Origin of the sequence: Halomonas cerina (genome assembly GCF_014192215.1) — a bacterium.
Classification (GTDB): Bacteria; Pseudomonadota; Gammaproteobacteria; order Pseudomonadales; family Halomonadaceae; genus Halomonas; species Halomonas cerina.
Window position 1 is genome coordinate 1 of sequence record NZ_JACHXP010000021.1, and the last position, 19,413, is coordinate 19,413.

At 64.9% G+C, this 19,413-nt stretch carries 16 protein-coding genes and 1 pseudogene; 7 read left to right on the plus strand and 10 right to left on the minus strand.

Annotated elements, in window-relative coordinates; translation table 11 throughout:
- Positions 1-268: 268 nt before the first annotated feature.
- From FHR94_RS16380 to speA, 3 genes are all read left to right on the plus strand, one after another.
- Positions 269-559 (plus strand): DUF2782 domain-containing protein, encoded by a 291-nt coding sequence (locus FHR94_RS16380; protein ID WP_183327266.1) that lies wholly within the window; start codon positions 269-271, stop codon positions 557-559.
- A 112-nt stretch (positions 560-671) separates the two neighbouring features.
- Positions 672-1,631 carry a homoserine kinase gene (locus FHR94_RS16385; protein ID WP_183327268.1) on the plus strand — a complete coding sequence of 320 codons (960 nt, stop codon included), beginning with the start codon at positions 672-674 and terminating at the stop codon, positions 1,629-1,631.
- Positions 1,628-3,550, plus strand: a complete 1,923-nt coding sequence (speA, locus tag FHR94_RS16390; RefSeq protein WP_183327270.1) for a biosynthetic arginine decarboxylase — start codon at positions 1,628-1,630, stop codon at positions 3,548-3,550. The genes FHR94_RS16385 and speA overlap by 4 nt, the downstream gene beginning before the upstream one ends.
- A gap of 93 nt (positions 3,551-3,643) precedes the next feature.
- Here speA and thpD read toward each other — a convergent pair whose 3' ends face one another.
- Positions 3,644-4,642: an ectoine hydroxylase gene (gene thpD / locus FHR94_RS16395; protein WP_183327272.1), complete on the minus strand. Its 999-nt coding sequence runs from the start codon at positions 4,640-4,642 to the stop codon at positions 3,644-3,646.
- A gap of 480 nt (positions 4,643-5,122) precedes the next feature.
- Here thpD and FHR94_RS16400 point away from each other — a divergent pair, with 480 nt between their 5' ends.
- From FHR94_RS16400 to FHR94_RS16415, 4 genes are all read left to right on the plus strand, one after another.
- Positions 5,123-5,344, plus strand: a complete 222-nt coding sequence (locus FHR94_RS16400; RefSeq protein WP_183327274.1) for a DUF1654 domain-containing protein — start codon at positions 5,123-5,125, stop codon at positions 5,342-5,344.
- 404 nt (positions 5,345-5,748) lie between these two features.
- Positions 5,749-5,946, plus strand: a complete 198-nt coding sequence (locus FHR94_RS16405; RefSeq protein ID WP_183327277.1) for a hypothetical protein — start codon at positions 5,749-5,751, stop codon at positions 5,944-5,946.
- Between the two features lie 204 nt (positions 5,947-6,150).
- Positions 6,151-6,573, plus strand: a complete 423-nt coding sequence (locus FHR94_RS16410) for a hypothetical protein (RefSeq protein WP_183327279.1) — start codon at positions 6,151-6,153, stop codon at positions 6,571-6,573.
- Positions 6,574-6,710: 137 nt separating this feature from the next.
- A complete protein-coding gene (locus FHR94_RS16415; protein ID WP_183327280.1) occupies positions 6,711-7,205 on the plus strand; it encodes a hypothetical protein in 495 nt (164 codons plus the stop codon).
- 3 nt (positions 7,206-7,208) lie between these two features.
- Here FHR94_RS16415 and FHR94_RS16420 read toward each other — a convergent pair whose 3' ends face one another.
- From FHR94_RS16420 to FHR94_RS16455, 9 genes and pseudogenes are all read right to left on the minus strand, one after another.
- Entirely contained in the window at positions 7,209-7,436 is a 228-nt protein-coding gene (locus FHR94_RS16420) for a hypothetical protein (protein WP_183327282.1), read from the minus strand.
- Positions 7,436-9,580, minus strand: coding sequence for a hypothetical protein (locus FHR94_RS16425; protein ID WP_183327285.1), 2,145 nt, complete (start codon positions 9,578-9,580; stop codon positions 7,436-7,438). Before FHR94_RS16425 ends, FHR94_RS16420 begins: the two co-directional genes overlap by 1 nt.
- Positions 9,581-9,589: 9 nt before the next feature.
- On the minus strand, positions 9,590-9,991 hold the full coding sequence (locus FHR94_RS16430; protein ID WP_183327287.1) for a hypothetical protein: 402 nt from the start codon (positions 9,989-9,991) through the stop codon (positions 9,590-9,592).
- Positions 9,988-10,449, minus strand: coding sequence for a hypothetical protein (locus tag FHR94_RS19720; protein ID WP_246390020.1), 462 nt, complete (start codon positions 10,447-10,449; stop codon positions 9,988-9,990). The genes FHR94_RS16430 and FHR94_RS19720 overlap by 4 nt, the downstream gene beginning before the upstream one ends.
- 18 nt (positions 10,450-10,467) lie before the next feature.
- Positions 10,468-10,977: pseudogene (locus FHR94_RS20095) on the minus strand (LamG-like jellyroll fold domain-containing protein); the annotation flags it as partial.
- 11 nt (positions 10,978-10,988) lie between these two features.
- Positions 10,989-12,203, minus strand: a complete 1,215-nt coding sequence (locus FHR94_RS16440; protein ID WP_183327291.1) for a hypothetical protein — start codon at positions 12,201-12,203, stop codon at positions 10,989-10,991.
- Between the two features lie 12 nt (positions 12,204-12,215).
- Positions 12,216-15,647, minus strand: coding sequence for a hypothetical protein (locus FHR94_RS16445; protein ID WP_183327293.1), 3,432 nt, complete (start codon positions 15,645-15,647; stop codon positions 12,216-12,218).
- A 4-nt stretch (positions 15,648-15,651) separates the two neighbouring features.
- Positions 15,652-16,071 carry a hypothetical protein gene (locus FHR94_RS16450; protein WP_183327295.1) on the minus strand — a complete coding sequence of 140 codons (420 nt, stop codon included), beginning with the start codon at positions 16,069-16,071 and terminating at the stop codon, positions 15,652-15,654.
- Between the two features lie 11 nt (positions 16,072-16,082).
- Positions 16,083-19,043 (minus strand): coiled-coil domain-containing protein, encoded by a 2,961-nt coding sequence (locus FHR94_RS16455; protein WP_183327297.1) that lies wholly within the window; start codon positions 19,041-19,043, stop codon positions 16,083-16,085.
- Between the last annotated feature and the right edge of the window lie 370 nt (positions 19,044-19,413).

A 19,413-nucleotide genomic window follows, 5' to 3' on the forward strand; every position in this document is an offset into this window, starting at 1 on the left:
GTATTCACTCAGCGGCAGCTGCCGAGACGAGGCATGGAAAAGATGGCCCAGCCAGTAGGCCTGTGTCGAGGTCAGCTCAGTCATGGTGCCCTCCTTCATGATGGGAGGCACCAGTCTGGCCGACGCCGATCAGCTCAAGAAGATGGGGTTGCTGGAGCGCTTACCATGATACGCATTGCCGACGGCATTTGCCGCGAGTGGTAGGCCTGACGCCACCGACGGCATACACTGGGGACAAGGTCATACTCAGCCAGGCTCGGAGGTCTCCATGAACCGCTACCGTCTCCTGCTTGTCGCCGTGCTGCTCGCCGGGGGCATGGGCGTTATCGGCCCGGTGTCGGCCCAGTCCTCCGCCGATGTCACACCGGACATCACCATCCGCCAGGAGGACGACCGAACCATCCGCGAGTACCGGGTCAACGGTGAACTCTATGCCATCGAGATCCAGCCCGCCGTCGGTCCCTCCTACTACCTGGTCGACCATGACGGCGACGGCGACTTCACCCGTCACCAGAGCGAGCGGATCGCCGTGCCCGAGTGGGTGCTCAAGCGCTTCTGAGCCGCAAGCGCACCGGCGATCTCACCAGGGACCCGGCCCGAGGGCCGAGGCTCGTGCATCGGCGCCTCAAGTCGCTACAATAGGCGGCTTGGCATTCCCGGGCGAGAGACACATGGCCGTATTCACACCGCTTGATGATTCTCAGGTAGCGGAGTTCCTGCGCGGCTTCGATGCCGGCACGCTGGTCTCCCTGGAAGGGGTGCCGGCCGGCACCGAGAACAGCACCTTCTTCGTCACCACCGATCGCCGCCAGCTGGTGCTGACCCTCTTCGAGCAGGGCGAGCACGAGGAGCTGCCGTTCTTCGTCGAACTGCTCGACTACCTGGACGAGCACCGCCTGCCGGTGCCGGGCCCGCTGCATGACCGCGACGGCATCGCCCTGCATAGCTTGGCCGGCAAGCCGGCACTGCTCTTCCCGAAGCTGCCCGGCCGGCACCCGAAGGACCCGAACCTCGCCCAGTGCCGCGAACTAGGCGATACCCTGGGCCGTATGCACCGGGTGTCACGGCACTTTCCCGGCCACCGTCCCAACCCCCGCGATCTGCACTGGCTGCTGGCCATGTACCACAAGGTGCTGGGCTACCTGTCGCCCCAGGACCAGGCACTGATGGAAGACGAGGTGGAGATCTACCAGGACGTCTTCGGCGACGCCCCGGACCTGCCCCAGGGAGCGCTGCACGGCGACCTGTTCCGCGACAACACCCTCTTCGTTGGCGACCGCCTGGGCGGACTGATCGACTTCTACAACGGTTGCACGGGGGATCTGCTGTTCGACCTGGCCATCGTCATCAACGACTGGGCTACCGGACCCGACGGCCGCCTGGTCGCGGACCGCCACGACGCCATCCTCACCGCCTACCAGGCGCAACGCCCGCTCACCGACGCCGAACGCGATGCCTGGCCGATGATGCTGCGCCTGACCGCCCTGCGCTACTGGTTGTCACGGCTGCTGGTGGTCTACGTGGATCCCCCGGCCCACGACCTCACCCCCCATGACCCCGACCAGTTCCGTACCATCCTGCTGGCGCGCCTTAAGCATGGCGCCCTGCCGCTACCCGAGGGAGAAGCATGAGCCTGTCCAAGAGCAACAAGGCCGGGCCGGCCCAGCGTGCCCGTCGCACCTGGAACATCGATCAGTGGGGCAGCGGCTACTTCGACGTCGACGACAGCGGCCAGGCTCTGGTCCGTCCGCTGGGCAGCGACGACGACGGCCCCTCTTTGCCCCTGCAGCCGCTGGTGGACAAGCTACGCGAGGCCGGCCTGCGCCTGCCGGTGCTGGTGCGCTTCACCGATATCCTCCACGATCGGGTCGAGCAACTGTGCGCCGCCTTCGATACCGCCATGCAGGAAGAGGCGTTCACCGGAGGCTACAGCGCCGTCTACCCGATCAAGGTCAACCAGCAGCGCCGGGTGGTCGAGGAGATCCTCGGTACCCAGGAGCGCGGCCGCGGCCGGGTGGGCCTCGAGGCCGGCAGCAAGCCGGAGCTGCTCGCCGTGCTGGCGCTCTCGGCCGATGGCTCATCGCTGATCGTCTGCAACGGCTACAAGGACCGCGAGTACATCCGCCTGGCGCTGATGGGCGAGAAGATCGGTCACCGTGTCTACCTGGTGGTGGAGAAGCTCTCCGAGCTGCCGCTGATCCTCGAGGAGGCCGGTCGCCTCGGCGTTACGCCTCGCATCGGCCTGCGCGCCCGACTCTCCACGGTAGGCCGCGGCCGCTGGCAGAACACCGGTGGCGAGAAGTCCAAGTTCGGCCTCACTGCCAGCCAGATACTGGCCGTGATCGAACGCCTGCGCGCCGCCGAGGCACTGGACAGCCTGCAGTTGGTGCACTTCCACCTGGGCTCGCAGATTGCCAACATCCGCGACATCCAGCGGGGCTTGCGCGAGTGCGCCCGCTTCTACCAGAGCCTGGTATCACTGGGCGCCCCGGTGGACACCGTGGATGTCGGCGGCGGCCTGGGCATCGACTACGAGGGCACCCGCTCGCGCAGCTTCTGCTCCGCCAATTACTCGATGCTCGAGTACGCCCGCAACGTGGTCTCGGCCTTCGCCCAGGCCTGCCAGGAGCAGGAGCTGCCCCAGCCGCACATCATCAGCGAGTCGGGCCGGGCGCTGACCGCCCACCATGCGGTGCTGATCTCCAACGTCATCGGCGAAGAGCGGGTCAGCCACGCCTCGCCGCAGCGCCGGGTGGAGGACGAGCCCCAGGTCGATGAGCTGTGGCGGGTCCATGACCTGCTGCACGAGCGGGCCGAGCCCCGCGGCCTGGTGGAGGCCTGGCACGATCTGGTGCATGCCATGGGCGAGCTGCACGAGCGCTTCGTCATCGGCATGACCGACATCGATGCCCGCGCTGAGGGCGAGAGTGTCTACTTCGCGGCCTGTGCCCGCCTTCGCGGCCTGCTCGACACCCGCAACCGCGCCCATCGCGAGATCGATGACGAGCTGGCCGAGAAGCTCGCCGATAAGCTGTTCGTCAACTTCTCGTTGTTCCAGTCGGTGCCCGACGTCTGGGGGATCCAGCAGATCTTCCCGGTGCTGCCCTTGACCGGCCTCGATCGGGGCCCCGAGCGGCGCGGCGTGATCCAGGACATCACCTGCGACTCGGACGGACGCATCGACGGCTACGTGGACGGCCAGGGCGTCGAGACCACCCTGCCGTTGCCGGAGTGGCGCGAGGGCGAGGAGAAGCTGCTGGGCTTCTTTCTGGTAGGCGCCTACCAGGAGATCCTCGGCGACCTGCACAACCTGTTTGGGGATACCGATTCGGCGGACGCCGCCCTGAATGGCGACGGCGACTGGTCGATCACCCAGGTCCAGCTGGGCGACCGGGTGGCCGACGTGCTGGGCTATGTCAACTTCGACGTCGCCGCCCTGCGCGATCACCTCGCCGAGCAGCTGTCCCGCAGCGGCCTCGGCCGGAACGAGCAGCAAGCTTTCCTCGACGACCTTTCGGACGGCCTGGAGGGCTATACCTATTTGGAGTGACCCGGAGCGTTACAGAGACGACAGGGCCTCGCCGGCCATCCCGGCGGGGTCCTGTCGCGTGATGGCCCTGTCAGGCCGTGCGTGACGCGGCCTTCAGCCCTCGGGGGTCCAGACCTCGTCGGGCTCGTGAGCCAGAAAGCGCGGGCGCCGCTGGTTCGCGGCAAAAGGCGCCACGCAGCGGTTGTCGCGGCGATTGTAGACGAAGAACACATTGCTGCGTGGGTCCGGTGACATGTTGGCATTGGAGCCGTGCAGCACGTTGCAGTCGAACAGCAGCAGACCGCCGGCGACCCCGGTGGGGGCCTCGATGCCATGGCGCTTGACCAGCGCGCTCAGCGCCTCACGGCTCGGCACGCCGAGCTCTTGGGCCTTGAGCGACCGCTTGTGGTTGTCCTCCGGTGTCTCCCCCAGGCAGGGCACGAAGACTCGGTGGGAGCCGGGGATCAGCATCAGCGGCCCGTTGAAGGCGTGGTTGTCGGTAAGCACGATCGAGGCGCTCACCGCATGCATCGCCGGCATGCCATCCTCGGCATGCCAGGTCTCGAAGTCCGAGTGCCAGTTGAAGCCCTTGCCCTCGAGCCCCGGCTTGTAGTTGATGCGTGACTGATGGATATAGGGCTCATCGCCGAGGATCTGCCGGGCCCGGCCCCTCAGACGCTCGTCATGGGCGAGCCGCGAGAGCCGCTTGGAGAGGCAGTGCACCGCAAACAGCGAGCGGATCTCGTTGCCCTGTGGCTCGCTGATGCTGAAGTCGCGGCCGCGGAAATCCTCGTTTTCCAGCAGGGCCTTCAGTTCCCGACGCAGCTCGTCGAGCTCGTCGCCCGTGATGAAGTTGGGCTCGAAGAGGAAGCCCTGGCGCTCGAACGCATCGAGTTGCGCCTGGCCGAGAGGCCCGTCGGCGGCATCGCCTTTGACCACCTCCTCGCGGCGGTTGAGCCAAGGCATGTCCAAGGGCGTCGACAGCCGGGTGGGATAGGGGTCCTGCCCCCGACGCGGCGCGCTGCGCACCCGGCTCTCGGGATCGGGGGAATCGATGACGGTATGCAAGTTCGCTTGTTCCAGCGGTCGGTTGCTCGATGTCTGCACTGACATCCAATCACCTCCTGTAGCTGTGATCAGTTCTCAGAGTCGATCTCGTGCCGACGGCGGAAAGCCGTGACGGCCCTCGCAGGGGCCGCGAAGGGTCATGTGGTGATGAGGCGTCAGGATTTCAAGCCCGCGACTAGTCGGCCGAGAGGCGAAACCGCCTTCTGGCCGGCCTTGAGGGGAAATGCAAAAACCGCCTCGATGGGCGGCCTCTAAACTCTGCAACTCGCTGTATTCCCGAAGGTTTCGATGGTGCCGGCAGCAGGAGTCGAACCCGCGACCTACTGATTACAAGATATAAGAATTTACACTTACAAAACAGCATCTTACAGCCCCCTTTTGTACGCATCACCCGCCTAGACGACACTTAAAAATCAACTAGTTACGCGCTTTTGTACGCAGCCTGAGCCCGCTCAGCAGGCACTCTTGCGCCTTGGGGCTTGCCTTCTGATACTGTACATGCAACCAGCAACAGAAAGGCCCACCATGCCCGACGTCTCCAGCTACGACTTGCTCGCTCACCGCATCCAGATCGAGATCGCGGCAGCGAACCGTCGACAGAAGCGCCAAGTCCACCTGAAGCCCGACGACGGCGACAACCTCGACGCCTGGGACTGCATCATCGACGAGATCAACGAGAACGAGAATGTGGATGTGACCCGCACCGACGAGGGCTGGCTGGTCAGCTGGGTACCCACCGAGGCATGACGGGCTGGCCGCATGGACGACGCTACCCGGTACTGCATCACCACTTGGAGGAAGCGCCTTGAGCGGAGGGGCTGGCGATCGCTGCGTCGGGGCCCACCCCCGCGAAATCGAGTGATCGAATACCACGTCATCTGGCAGGGCCGGCTGATCAGTGGGCGTGTCCGGCTGAACATGCTCGATGAGCATGCCGGGTACTGGCAACCCGGCAGCCCCATCTATCTGCTCGAGCGCGGCCAAGACGTCGTGGAAGGCGTGTGGCGCTTGGCCAGAGATGTGACAGCTCACCCCGGCCATCTGGCGAGGCGTATGCCGATATAATGGATCTATCCCCGATAGTAGGCCGCGCACAGCCTCAACAGCCATGGTCTATGCTGTTGCAAGCATGGTTCATCAGGAGATCTGGAATGGCTTATGAAATTGACAGCATTACGGCAATGCCGCACAGCGCTTTCAAGGAAAGACTAGCTGTTGGCGAAAAGCGCGATTTCCATCGCATGGTCGATCTGAGTGATGGGGAGCAGGCAAAGCCGCAAGACCTATCGCTTGAAATCATTGAAGTTCGCGAGAAAGACTACATATGCAAGGTCGTCTCATTACTCTAGCCTGAAATGCCCAACAGCTACTGCATCCTCTAGTGGCGCAAGCCGCTGAAGCTCAAGGGGTAGCTCTGCCTTCGCCGCGGATCGCCGCCTACCTCCTCGTTTTCTGCGAAGACGTGCAGTAAAGTGTGTGGCGACTGGTGAAGGGCCAGGGCCAGAGGGGGCGGTTAAGCGTCAACTTAAAACCAAGGATGAAGGTCTCAATAGATGGAACTCAGCAACACAAAGCTAATAGTCTCTCGAGCACTTAACGCATTTATAAACTCGGGCTTTACCTATATTTTCTCATTACTTTCACTGCTTTTATCTTTCTACTGGGGTCAGCAGCTAGAGAATATGTCATTATTCGCCTCTTTTGGTGGAGTAGTTACAATACTTGGATTACTCAAGACGGTTCGTTTCTCAACAATCGAGAAGTACTTGAACTTCGAGAAGGAAGTAGGTCAGACAACAGGAATGACTGGCACCCCAGTAAAGAATGGGGAAGCTGAAAAAATCAAAGAGGAGGCTCAGAACAGAAAGAAGCGGAAGCTAGAAAACGAGCTAACAAGCGAATTCCAAGGTATATTTCTAACAGGCCTTGGTACGCTGGTTGCATCTTTTGGTTCTTACATCCCCATATTCTTGTGATCTGTGATGAGCCTCAGAGCACCAATCAACCTGTGGCCTCAATTAGCCATTCCGTCAAAAGTCACCACCAGCCCCGTCCTTGAGGCGTTCTTACTCAAACCACCGTTAAACTGAAGTCAAAACCAAGGAGGGTCTTTATGGGCGTTTTTATCGACAACCCTATTACATTGACAATTTTCGCAGCCTTCACTTTTGCCATAGCAGCTTTTCTAAAGCCAGCATTCCTAGCTGGCAGAGATTATACAATATGGCAACTCATTGATGTATACATAAAACGATCGGGATTCTCAAAGAGGGCGCACCAATACGCATCAAACAAAGCGAAATACAACTCCCTTCAGAAAGAAACCTTGAAGATGAGCGTATCGAAGAACGGGGATGAAAAATTTTACATAGGAGACGACGAGGTTGAGAAAGCAATTTACAGAGCAAGAAGGGATGAAACAGAAAGGACCAAAGAAACAATCTTCAACCTACAAAGAAGGCTTGACAAAGAAACACTAGTAATCGGCTCTGCTTTAAGACACTACAGTCAAGAATCATCAAACCCTGCCACTTTAATAATTCATCACTACGAAGAAATTGAATTCCTTCGTCGCGGCTTAGAATATCCTGATTCTGAAAACAGGTAGAGCTCACACCTCCACCGTCACATCTGTCAACGCCGGGGCTTCGCCCTTCACCTCCCCGGCCTGCACGAATGCCTTCAGCCCCACAGCCACACCCTGCCCCCTGGCGCGGAGCGTTCCGCCGCCGGGGAGCTGCAGGGTGCTGGTGCCGTCGGCGTTGTGGCTGGTGACCTCGCCCACCTGCAGCGGGTCATGGGGGATCAGCTCCAGGAACTGGCGGTAGAGATTGCGCATCAGGCGGTCTCCTCGAGGTGACGCTCGACCTCGGCGGTCTGGTTGATGGTCAGGGCCCCATCGCCATCCAGCCCGGCATCGATGCTGACGGCGCGCACCAGGCCTCGCCAGTCGTCGCCGGCGGGATCGACGCGGACCAGCTGGCCGGTGGCGAGCAGGCCGGCGATGTCAGCGGACACGGGCAGCTGCAGGGACTCCCGGGACTGGTCGCCGCTGGCGGAGAGCACGGCGATCCCCCGCCCGCGGGCAGCGGCCTGGCGGGTCACCAGCGGGTCGACGACCATCTCGCCGAGACGATCGGCGGCGGTACCGGTGCGCTTGACCAGGGCCAGCACGCCGGTGGTCTCGCCGGAGACGTATACGCCATTGAGTGTCTCGGCGGGCCGGTAGTCGCTGCCCAGGCGCGTCAGCACGTCCAGCGGCAGGGTCACGTCCGGCGTCTCGCTACTCCAGGCCCAGTGCGGGGCCTGGTACCGCGGCGCCACGATCAGCGTCGGCTCGCTGGGGTGGGCCTGCACCACCCCGCCGGCGGCTGCAGCGATGGCGGTGATCGCCTCGATCGGCGTGCGGTTGGTGTAGTGCCAGGCGCCGGCGTCGACCAGCCAGTCGTCGATCTGCCAGTCCAGCGTCCAGCCCAGGGGCAGCTCCTGCTCGGCGAGCTGCTGGGCGGTGCGATCATTGGTCTCCACGTAGCTGCGCGGGGCCGCATGGGGCGCGCCCAGGTAGGCGGCCAGGCTGCGAGCGCCAAGCGTGATGGTCGCCATGCTGCCGAACTGGCGGCCACGCCCCCAGCTGTCGAGCACCACCCGCCAGGTGTGGCCGTTGAGGGTGGCCTCGAGCTCGCAGGGCTGTGCCGCATCGCGCACGGCGGCGATGCTGGTCTCGCCGACCAGGGTGGCGCGCAGCTCCCACGCCCAGGAATCGGCGTCGATGGCCACGGAGATCGCGCTGGCGTCGAGGGCCTGGCCGGTGGCCACCAGCGTCAGGGAAGCGGAGTTGCTCACGAGATAGGTCCTCTGGATGGGGACGTCGCCGTCATCCGGCGGCTCGGCACAGGGATCGCTGCCCAGATCCAGATCCGAGGCCACAGGCAATGCCCGGCAGAAATCGAGGTCCGGCGTCCCACGGTAGAACTCGGGGAGCGGAGGCGGCCAATCGGGCTCGGCCGGGGGCTCGGGTGGCTCGGGTGGCGGGGTGATCCCCGGCCCAGGCCGGGTCGCCTGCTCATAGGGGCCGCGCCAGGCCACGGGCTGCCACTGGGCTGCCTGCCAGGCCTCCCCCCAGTGGCGAGCCAGAATCGCGGCGGCCTGCTGGTAGGGCATGCCGAACTGACGGCGCCGCGCCGACAGGTAGTGGTTGAGCACGCCGCGCCGCGCGCTGGCGGCCATTGCCTGCTCGGCCACGGACCGGTGGCGGTGCCCCTGCAACGGCAGCGCCTGGTTGTCGCCAGTCAGGTGCCGCCCCCGGGGCTTGGCCTGCTCGGCCACCAGGCGTCGCATGGCCTGGCTGTCGGCAAGCGGCCGGCTAGGCTGGCGGGTGGAGGCCTGGCGACGGTCGCCCGGTTGGTACCGGCCGGGCACCTGGCGGCGTTGACGCGCGCTCTCCCCGTAGCGGCTGCCGGTCGTGGGGTGCAGCAGGCGGCCCTGCTCGACGCGGTCGCCGGCCTGGGCCATGGGGTCGCGGTAGACGTTGATATCGCCGGCCAACTGGACCGCCGGCACCAGCTGGGGCAGGGTCGCCTGCACCTTGACGGTGTTGCGGGCCTCGAGGGCCACCTGGGCCAGCAGGCCCGGCAGGGTGGCGCCGATCGACAACGGTACCGTGTCGTCCTGGTCGGCCCCCTCCCCGCCGAATGCCAGCACCACGCTCCCGGCCGCCGGGGCGGTGTAGAGGCCGCTGAAATCCAGGTCCACCGCCTGGGCGCCCGGGGGCTGGTAGCGGTAGGTGGTGGCCTCGAAGGCCAGGCGGGTGTCGAGCGACTCGCCGGGGCTGTAGTCGCCCCAGAAATCCAGGTCGACGCTGCCAGCAGCCGGGGCGGTGTAGGGCGGCACATAGGGCTCCACGCTCTCGCTCGTGAAGTCCAGGGTTACCGCCTGGGCGTCATAATCTTCCAGCGGCTGCCACAGGGGAAGGTCTCGGGCCACGGGGCCTCCTTATGGCTCGGCCAATACGACGGAGACGCCCTCGATCAGCATGCCGGCATAAATCTGCGTAGCGGGCAGGGTGGCCGGTTTGCTGCTGCCCTCTTCGCCCGCGTCCAGGTCCATCACGGCCACGCCAGCGGCGTCGCGCAGGCGCCCCCAGCCGGCCTGACCATCGCCGGTGGCCATCGCTTCGACCATGGGGTTCCCGGTCAGGACGCCATTCTCGATGGTATCGGCGAACGGCAGCGGGACCGGCAGCGCCACCAGCTCGGTCCCGGTGGCCGCCTCGTTGGCGCTCGCCGGCCGGGGGCCAGTGTAGAGCGTGAAGGTCGCCCCCTGCCCGGCAGCATCGACGCCATCGGCGATCGCCTGCAGGCGGGCGTTCTTGATCGCCAGGGCCATGTCCATCATGCCGGCACCTCCGGCACGATGTTGTCGGCGATCACGCCGTTGTATTCCAGGTTCTTGTCCAGCGCCACGACGTAGTGGGCGGCATCGGGATCGAGCCCTGTCAGGGTGTAGGTGCCGTCGCTGGCGCTGGTGGTTTCGGCCACCTTCTTGCCGGTCGAGCGCACGAAGGCCAGCACCCGCTGGGCGGACGGGTCACCCTTGACGGTCACGGTGCCGCTGATTTGACCAAGGTAGGTGGGTTCCTCCGGGGTCAGGTCTTCGTATACCAACCTTGTGGAAGGCACGAGCGGCCTCTGCATCCAGTTGCTGGGCAAGTAGTTGAATGTGGGTGCAGGCTTAGGGTTGTGCTCCAAAAGTGCGGACCCCTCGCCGTATTCAGCCGTCACGGCATAGTCGGAAGAATCCAGAGAAAATCCCGCAAGCAATCCTGCCTTCCCGGCTCCGTAGTCGGTCACCATGTCGTCGGCCACCTGGGCCGATGTTCTAGCGTGGTCCCACATTCGTAAGTTGTTTATCTCAACATCGGCAACATTACTTATCCCGCCTGTTGTTGAAATAAGCCCCTCCCCCGCGGTTGGCGTGGAGACTGAAGTAGACGCGGTTTCCACGGCGTCCTTGTAGAGTTTTAGAGACGACCCGTCGAAGGTTATTTCTATGTGCATCCAAACCCCAATCTCGGGGTCCCCTGCCCTGTCGTACTGGTTGTCTATGCCTACGTGGAACCCCTCGGTTGTTGTGCCCGACCTCACATAAAAAATAAACCCTGGTTCTGTCCATGAGCTACCGGGCGCAATGGTCGAGAGAACGGTAGCATTTAGTGGCAAAGAATGAATGTACAGATAGAAGTCCATGGAAAACGGCTGTATGAGCCCGTCTTTCTCTGGTGGGGCAGGTGAGATGGTCAGGCGATTATACTCCCCGTCAGAGCCCCAACCTTTGTCTTGGTGGTACTTATAGCCGGATGTCGGTGGGTATGTCAGTGCCATAATTCGCCCCCTTACCGCCAGGAATCAAGGTTGAAAAGGGAAAGGTAGGGCCTTTCGTATTCCCCCGCCGCAGTGGACTTGTACTTAGGCTGTTCCCCCGAGTTGTGCCGCAATGCCAAATACAAGGTGTCGTCAAGCTCCAAAAAAACGCGGTCCTCCATGCTGGGGCCGCTTAGGGAATAGGCAAGCCCCGGCACGTATCCCGCTTTTACCCACTGGCCCGTCGATGAGTCATAGGCCACGGCAGTCACCTTGTCGGACACCTCCACCACAGGGTTGTAGGGGTCTGGCCTAAAAGCCACCTCCTTGGTGTTAGAGACCAAGGCCCGGAATATCATTGGCACGTCCCTCTCCGACGCCATCAATCCTGACGAAATACGCTTAAAGGAGGACTGGTTGAAGTCTCCGAAGAAGGAAGGGGGCGGGTCTGTATCCTCTGGGCTGTTCAGGATGATGAAGGCATCCCGGTGGCTGCTCCTGACGCTGACAAGGTCACCAAAGGCGAGTATCGCCGACTGGCTGTCCGACGCATCCGGGTGATAACTGTCGTGAAAGTTGATGTAGACGGCCCTGTGGTCAGCCACCACCCTGTAGCCACGCCGTTCATCTGTGTCATTAGTGGTATCGGCCACCTCCTTGGTAATGAGCCCATCGCCGAATTCGTGCCCACGGGTATCAATGTCCACCACGCTCTCGCAGCCCCGGACGAGCACGGCACCTCGGTAGGAGTCATAGTCATGACCGTCCATGAAGTCAGCGGTTGCCGGGTCGGTGTTATCGACATAGAAGTAGCATTGCGATCCAGCATCATTGTCTGGCTTAAACACCGCCCGAAGGCCATCACCAGACTCGAAAGGCATGGTCCACCCGGCGCCGGGCGTCTTGATGGTCACAGGGCCGGTCGCGTTACTCTCTGGGACGGTGTCTATCTTGAATCTAACCAAGATGGGCGTTGTGCTGACTACCCGCCACTGCCCGTTGTAATCGGACTGATCAGCACCCGCTATTTCGACAATCTGGTAGGGGGAGTAGCCGTGCCCCGCTGACACTTCTGCAGTCGCCTCGCCGCTCTCGGCGTCGTAGGTCAGGGTGTCTACCGTCTTCTGGTTAAAGCCGGTCACCAGAATCGTCTGTAGTAACGCCTTAACGGTACCAAGCTCCAGGGACATGAGGACGGGGGCACCCTCCATGTCATGGCTGTACCACTTAACCGGAAAATCCGCCATGTCGTTCTCTCCTTAGTCGGCATTCACATTGCCGCGAACTTGAATTCTGAACTCGAAATTGTTGCCTTGAGCCTCGCCCTGCATCACGGTGCGGGCCATCCAGATGGGGGTGTTGGCGCCGATGGTGTTGAAGCGCAGCACGTTGCCGGCCGCCCAGCCGGTGCCCCAGCCCAGCAGCGGCACGGTGAAGTAGGGCACGCCGGTATTGGGGTTATGGATTGCCAGTTCAGTGTTGATGTCTCCGGTGCCAATCTCGCCGACGCTCTCGCCTACCACGCGGAAGGTCGTACTGCTGGTGAAGATCATCGCCCAGCGCTCGGTGATGGTGCCCCGGTTGGTGACCGTGATCGGGTAGGTGGTGGCATTGAATTGGGCGGTGGTCTCGTCGCCGATCAGGTCGTCGCTCCACTCGTTCGTCCAGGTGGTCTGATCGAACAAGTTGGCCACGCGGGCCTGGAGGTCGCCGCCGATCAGCGCGGAGCTGACCAGGGTCTCGTCCGCGGGGTAGTCGTGGGAAAGCTGCCCCACCAGGGTCAGGGTGCCGCCGATCTGCACGTCGCTGATCAGCACCAGGTCTTCGACGCGGTGCACCGCGTAGAGCGGCTCCACATAACCGGAAAGGTCGGCCGCGGCGTCGATTGTCACGGTGCCGGCGTCCAGGTCGGCGGCGTAGTCGGCGTCCGGCGGGCGGGTGCCATCGGCATCTTCCACATGGAGCAGGGCCAGGCGGGTGCGGCCCACGTCCAGCGAGTCACCGGCGTTGGTACCCAGCGGCCAGGCGGTCTTGGCGGTGTGGTGCACCACGGCGACGTTGGCCGGGCGGTAGATGGGCACCCGGCCGTCCGGGGGCAGGCGCACGGGGTCGAGGCCCAGCAGCTCGGCGTCCAGCGGCAGCGAGGTGAGCACCACGGTGTTGAAGCGGCAGGTGCTGGGCAGCACCGCGCGCGGCTTCCAGATGTTGCCGTCGCCGTCGACGTCGGCCGGGTCGTACCAAGGTTGGTTCTTCTCCTCGGTGGTCAGGCTGCTGTCCGCCACCAGCTCGCCGAAGCGGGCGTCGGCTACACCGGTCGAATAGTCGACGGTGCCCTCGATGTAGTCGCCGACCAGGGCGCCGGCGAAGTCCGCCTGGGCGCTGAGCAGCTCGCCATCCGCGGCGGTGGCCAGCAGGGTCAGCTCGCCGACCTTGATGGGCGAGCCCGGGGTGCGGAAGAACACCTCGTTGACGTTCCACTCGCCATAGACGGTGACCAGGCTGGCGATGCCCACCTGGTTGCTGCCGCCCTCGCCCCAGTCCTCGAGCACCACGCTGGCATCGGTGTAGTCGATGGTGCCGCTGTAGAGGCCGGCGCCGGTCTGCGGGTCCACATCCCGGTAGAGGCTGCCGTCGCGGTCCTCATAGGTGGCGCCACGGAAGGTGAAGCGCAGCGTGCCGGGCACGATCAGGTCCTGCAGCAGCGGCAGCAGGTCGACGGCCAGTGGGCTGGGGCTCAGCGAGACGCTATCGATGGTGCTGGCGATGACCTGGGGCTGCCAGCGGGCGATGACCGCCGAGCCATCGGCGAAGGTCTCGCCGACCTCGACTTCCTTCCAGGTGGCGTCGCCGTCGGCGTCGTTGCGATCCCAGCGCTGCAGCTTGCCCTCGAGCTCGACCCGGGTGGTGACCAGCCCTGTCTCGTAGTCGACGGTGCCCTGGAAGCCCGGCAGGTTGCCCTGACCGTCGTCTCGGGCGATGTAGGTGAGCCTGGAGCTCTCCTCGTAGCGTGAGTCGAAGTGGCTGACCACGTCCTTGGCCGAGCCGCCGGCCTCGCCGTATTCCTGCCAGCTGATGCGCCCGGCTCGCAGGCCCTCGAAGGCGGTCTCGGTGATGGTACCGCCGCTGGCCTCGGCATCGCGGTGTTCGACCACCCATTCCAGGCTGACCGACCCCGGCTGGATCGGCGCGTTGGGCAGCTGCAGCTGGACGAAGCCGCTGCCGTCCTTCGCCGGATTGTAGGTCGCGGTGTCGCTTGCGCCGTATTCGTAGTCCACCACCACGTTCGAGTTGGCATCCGGCCAGGCACCATCGGCGAACTCGAGCCACACCTCGCCGACGCGGTCGCCGTTGGTGGCATCCTGGAAGCCGTAGACCATGCGGCCGGTCGCGCTGCCGGTGAGATTGCCCTGGCCATCGTCGGTGGCGGTGACCTCTACCCCGCCGGACAGCCAGGTGGCGGTTACGCTGCCCGGCACCACGCCGCCCTGGTTGAGCGTGAAGCGCAGCGACGGCGTGGCGAAGGGCACCTCGTAGCCGGCGCGGTCGACGTAGTGCACCGGGGTGCCCCAATAGATCAGGATGGATGAGTCGACGTCGGGCAGCGCCTGCATGGTGATCGAAACGCTGCCGGTGGCGAAGTTGACCTGACCGGTACCGGCGCCCTTGAGCTCACCGGTACCGTCCTCATCGCGCAGGGTGTACCACTTGCCCAGCGCCAGGTACTCGACCACCACGGTGCCCGGGGCCGGCAGCGGCTGCAGGCTGCGCGTGTACGAATACCCACGGTTGTTGACGGCCACGGCGATCTGCAACGTTTCGGCGACCTGCGGGATCTCGTGGGTGATGCCGCCGCTCTCGACCTCCACCGCGACGTTGCCGCCGATCTGCACGTCGGTCACCGGGCTCTCGGTCTGGGTGCTGGGCACGATGGGCTGGTAGACGCTGGCCACCTGCACCTGGTTGTCGCCCAGGCCGGCGGCGAGGGCCAGCTTGCTCACGCCGTAGTACTGCGAGGCATCGGCCACCTGGGTCTGGCGCAGCAGGGTATCCGGCTGGGTGGCGCTGGAGCGCACCGGCTCGTGACCATGGAAGCGCGTGCTCAGCGCCGTGCTGATCTCGATGGTCAGCACCTGGCGCGTGAAGTCCCCCAGGCCGTCGGTGAATACCTGGTCCTGGGTCTCCACGCCGGTCACCCGCACGAACTGCTGGTCGCCGGCATCGCCGCCGGTGGCGGTATCCAGCAACAGCACGTCGCCGATGTCGGGTGGGGTCTCACCGACCCGCTGGTAGGCGAGCAGCGAGCGTTGCCCCTCGAGCTGGTCGCCATACAGGCGCATGCGCGTCAGCGGCCCGGCCACCACATAGCCCTCGATGCGGTTGCGGGCGCTGGCCCGCTCGTCGGTGGCGCTACCAGTGGAGAACAGCAGCACGGCGACATTGTCGTCGTCCGGGGCCTGGTCGACGATCACATGGCTGCCGAAGTAGTAGTCGGTGTCGTCGGTCTCCACGGCGCCGAAGACCTTGCGCAGCGAGGTGCGGCCGTACACCCGGTCGAGGTCGCTGACATCGTTGAAGATCTCGTTGGAGAGGCCGTCCTGGATCTCGTTGCCGGTGATGCGACCGCCGCCGTCGGCGTTGTCGGTCATGCGCTCGCTTTTCAGGAGCTTGATGTCGCCTTGAAGGATCGGCATAGGGCTAGATCTCCATCAGCCGCAGGGTGATCAGGTAGGGGTGGGTGCCGTCCGGGTTGGCCAGGCGATAGACCGGCACCGCCTCGAGGGGCTTGCCGCCGCCCGCTCGGCGCCAGGTCACCGAGAAGGCGCGGCCGTGCAGGTCCAGCGTCATCGGAGCGACGGGATCGCCGGCGGCCACGGTGGTGGCGTCGGCCTGCTGGATCGCCTGCAGGGCCTCCACGCTGGCCCGGGGAAACCAGCTGGCCCCGGCGCTTTCCAGGGTGATCGGCCGGCCACTCTGCCGGCGGCTGTTCTGGACGATCAGCGCCCCGGTCAGGGTGCGCTGCTCGCTGGCCACCACCGGCGACCAGTCGAATTCATCCGGCCAGGCGAGATCCTCCGGCAGCGTGATGACGCCGCCGGCATGGGTCAGGGTGATCATGGGCGTTCCTGCTATGTGCGGCGGGCGTCGCGGCCCAGGGCGGTGATCAGGGCCTCGGCATTGCGGTCGTCATCGACGTAGACTCGGGCATTGCCGGTCTCGGCGCGGACCAGCACCTCGATGCGCCGCGTGGGCTGGGCGACCTGCGGGCCTTGCCGGGGCATTGCCGATCGAGCGGCACCGCTCGGTTGTGGTTGGGAACGCGCCTCGTCCTCTGCCTGACGTTCGCGCTCCCTGGCTTCCTGGCGGATGTTGTCCAGGCGCTTCTGGTGGATCTGGTCGGCCAAGCGCAGTGCCTCGCGGGCACTGCGCTGGGCCTCGGCATCGCCGACCTCGCGGGCCTCGTTCAGCTGCTGCTGAAGCTCGAGCTTCTGCCGGTCGTACTGCAGCTCCTGCACCCGCGCCTGATCACCCTCGAGCTGGGCGAGCTGCTCGCGCATGCTGGCGATGCTGGATTCCAGGGAATCGTTGAGGCGTTGGCTGGCTCGCTCCGCCTCCTCCATGGCGCGGGTCTGCTCGTCCACGGCCTCAGCGTGATCTCGGCTGCTGTCGGCGGCGCGACCTTCTTCGGCCGCCGCCTCTCGGGCCTGCTGTGCCACGGCTTTCCAGGCGGCACGAACGCCGCCGGCCGCACCGGCGGCGGCCCTCTGGATCTGGCCCAGGCTGAGACGCACGCTCCGTCCGGACTCGGCATTCTCCTCCTGGCTTTCTGCCGCCTCTTTCGCGGCGTCGCTGACCTTTTTCAGGGCATCGGCGGCCCCGGTGCTGCCGTCCTCCAGCCCCTGGAACGCCTCCTGCCAGGCGGCCAGCCACTTGCCGGCGCCCTCCACGCCGTCCTCGACCATCTCGCGGATATTGTCGAGGAAGGCCTCGCGCGCCTCCGGGCTATCCAGGTTCTCCCAGGTGGCCTGGAAGGCGTCCTGCAGCTGCTCGCCGGTGAGCTTCCCCGAGCGTGCCAGGGTATCGAAGCCCTCGATGGCCTCCCGGGCCGCGTCGCTGACGCCGGTGCGCAGCTCCTCCAGCGTGAGCCCGATGGCATCGGCAGCCGCCTCCATGGCGCGGCTGTTGGCACCGGCCTCGCGGGTGACGCTGGCCAGCTCCAACTTGAGGTCGCCTAGCTTCCCCTCCAGCTCCTGGACCTTACGGGCGTATTCCCCCGACGGGTCGTCGTTCAGGCGCTGCTGATACTTGGCGATCTCCAGCTCGGTCGCGCGGATCTCGTCTCGGAGCTGGGTCTGTCGCTGGGCATTTTCCTCGGCCGCCCGGGCAACGCTCAGGGCACCGGCTACCGCCCAAGCGCTGATCTTCTCGTTCTGTTCGGCGGCCTCGCTCGCTGCTGCCGCCGCGCGCTTGGCAGCCGCGCCGCTGTTATCGAAGGCGGTGACGGCATCCCTGCCCGCCTGCAGCGCCTGGCGCCCGTACTCGACGGTCTGGGTCTCGAGGTCGCGCACCGCCTGCTGGGCGGCCTCCGAGTGGGCACGCATCCTGGCCAGGGTCTCGTCACTGACGATACCCAGCTTATTGAGCAGGCCGGCAGTGCTCTCCATCAGGTTGCGGACATGGGAATAGGCTTGGGCCGCCCCCGCCAGAACGCCGGCGATCACCATCTGGATACCGCGGAACACCGCCGTGAAGGTGTTGCCGAGGAACTGTGCCGTGTCGATCAGCGACTGCAGGGCACCACCGACCTTCTCGCGGTTGGTGACGATGTACTGCATCCAGTCGCCGGTCTGGCGCAGCAGGCCGCCGAAGGCCGTGGCCAGGTCATCGACCAGGCCGGGATTGTCCTCGAGCAGCTCGTCGAACTGATCGGCCACCTCGGTCACTGCCGGGGCCAGCTCGCCCAGCAGGCGGTTACGCAGCCCCTGGAAGCGCCCCTGCAGGCGCTCCACCGCATGGTTGGTCTCGCGCAGCCGCTCGAGATCTTCCGGGCTGTAGATGGCGCCGACGTTGTTGGCCTCGTCGGCGAGTTCGCGCAGGCCGGCGGCGTTGTTCTCGAGCAGCGGCAGCAGCAGGCTGGCATCGTCGGCCAGGGCCTCCAGGAAGAAGACTTGCTCGCCGCGGGACTGCACCTGCGACAAGGCCTCGCCGATGGCCAGCAGCTGCTGATCGGGGGCCAGGCGCTGCAGCTCCTCGATGCTGATGTTGAGGTTCTCGAACAGCTCGGCGGCTTCACCGCCGCCGGTGGCGGCATAGTCGCCGATCTTGTCGGCCACGTCCTTGAGGATGCTGCCGGTCTTGTCGGCATTGATGCCGACCCGCTGGAAGGCGTACTGGTAGGCCTGCAACCGCTGGGCGTTCACGCCCAGAGCCTCGCTGGTGTTGTCGAGCTGGGTGGCAAGCTGCGCCTGGGAGGCGGTGTAGCGGGTGATCAGCCCCACCGAAAGCGCGGCCCCGGCGGCGGCCCCCGCGGCCGCCCACTTAGCGAAGCTGACGGCCCCGGCGGCGAGGCGCTTGCCGAACGCACGCAGGCGCCCGTCGCCATCAGCCACAGTTTCGTTGTAATCCGCCAGGGCGCGGCGTGCCTGGGTGGTTTCGCGAGCAATGCGGATCTGCTCGTCGCTGAGGTTCTCGGTGCTGATGCCGGCGGCGCGCAGATCTTCGGAGAGACGAGTCACGCTCTCCGCCTGCTGCTGGTAGCTGGCCTCAGCCTGGCCGGCCACGCGCTGGGCCTGTGCCAAGCGTTGCCGCTGGTAGTCGCTGGCCTCGCCGCTCTCTTCTATCTCCTGGGAGAGTCGGGCCACCTGCTGCTCGGCACGCTCCCACTGCTGGCGGGCACGCTCGGTGGCCTTGGTGCTCTGCTGGAACTGCTGCACCAGCTGTTTCTGGTCTTCCAGGCCGCGCAGCTGATCGCGCAGGTGCTCCGCTCCCTCGCCCAGGTCGCGCACGCTCTCGGCGGCCTGATCGGTATCTCGGCTCAGTAGGTTGCGGGCGCGCAGCACCAGCTCAACGGCGCGATCCTTCAGGCTCATGGCCTACCTCCAGGCAAAGAAAAGCCCCGCTCGGTGGCGGGGCTCAGAGATCGTATTAGGGACCGCTATGGGTCGCGTTGTTGCATGCGGCGCCGGAATTCGGCGGTGGCGTCTTCATCTGGCGCGACCCGCTCGTAGGCCTCTTCACTGACGATCATGCCGGGCGGGGTTGAAGGCTCCGAGTTGGAGTGACGCGAGTCGCCTGGCCGATAAACCTTATCTTACCCGGACCCGCCAGCCGGGTATGAAAAACCCCGCCTGGGCGGGGTTCATGAACCGTGATTGTACACGTCAAAATTTTTATCTATCCAAACGAGATGAAATACCCGGTCAAGTCGGTAGCCAATCATCGGCGCAAGTCCATGACAGC

Bases quoted from the DNA above. Each gene is read 5' to 3' on its own strand.
- FHR94_RS16400 (WP_183327274.1), top strand. From the start codon at position 5,123: ATGCCCGACGTCTCCAGCTACGACTTGCTCGCTCACCGCATCCAGATC.
- FHR94_RS16430 (WP_183327287.1), bottom strand. From the start codon at position 9,991: ATGATGGACATGGCCCTGGCGATCAAGAACGCCCGCCTGCAGGCGATC.
- FHR94_RS19720 (WP_246390020.1), bottom strand. From the start codon at position 10,449: ATGGTGACCGACTACGGAGCCGGGAAGGCAGGATTGCTTGCGGGATTT.
- FHR94_RS16415 (WP_183327280.1), top strand. From the start codon at position 6,711: ATGGGCGTTTTTATCGACAACCCTATTACATTGACAATTTTCGCAGCC.
- FHR94_RS16420 (WP_183327282.1), bottom strand. From the start codon at position 7,436: ATGCGCAATCTCTACCGCCAGTTCCTGGAGCTGATCCCCCATGACCCG.
- FHR94_RS16455 (WP_183327297.1), bottom strand. From the start codon at position 19,043: ATGAGCCTGAAGGATCGCGCCGTTGAGCTGGTGCTGCGCGCCCGCAAC.
- FHR94_RS16380 (WP_183327266.1), top strand. From the start codon at position 269: ATGAACCGCTACCGTCTCCTGCTTGTCGCCGTGCTGCTCGCCGGGGGC.
- FHR94_RS16410 (WP_183327279.1), top strand. From the start codon at position 6,151: ATGGAACTCAGCAACACAAAGCTAATAGTCTCTCGAGCACTTAACGCA.
- FHR94_RS16450 (WP_183327295.1), bottom strand. From the start codon at position 16,071: ATGATCACCCTGACCCATGCCGGCGGCGTCATCACGCTGCCGGAGGAT.
- speA (WP_183327270.1), top strand. From the start codon at position 1,628: ATGAGCCTGTCCAAGAGCAACAAGGCCGGGCCGGCCCAGCGTGCCCGT.
- FHR94_RS16385 (WP_183327268.1), top strand. From the start codon at position 672: ATGGCCGTATTCACACCGCTTGATGATTCTCAGGTAGCGGAGTTCCTG.
- thpD (WP_183327272.1), bottom strand. From the start codon at position 4,642: ATGTCAGTGCAGACATCGAGCAACCGACCGCTGGAACAAGCGAACTTG.
- FHR94_RS16405 (WP_183327277.1), top strand. From the start codon at position 5,749: ATGGCTTATGAAATTGACAGCATTACGGCAATGCCGCACAGCGCTTTC.
- FHR94_RS16440 (WP_183327291.1), bottom strand. From the start codon at position 12,203: ATGGCGGATTTTCCGGTTAAGTGGTACAGCCATGACATGGAGGGTGCC.
- FHR94_RS16445 (WP_183327293.1), bottom strand. From the start codon at position 15,647: ATGCCGATCCTTCAAGGCGACATCAAGCTCCTGAAAAGCGAGCGCATG.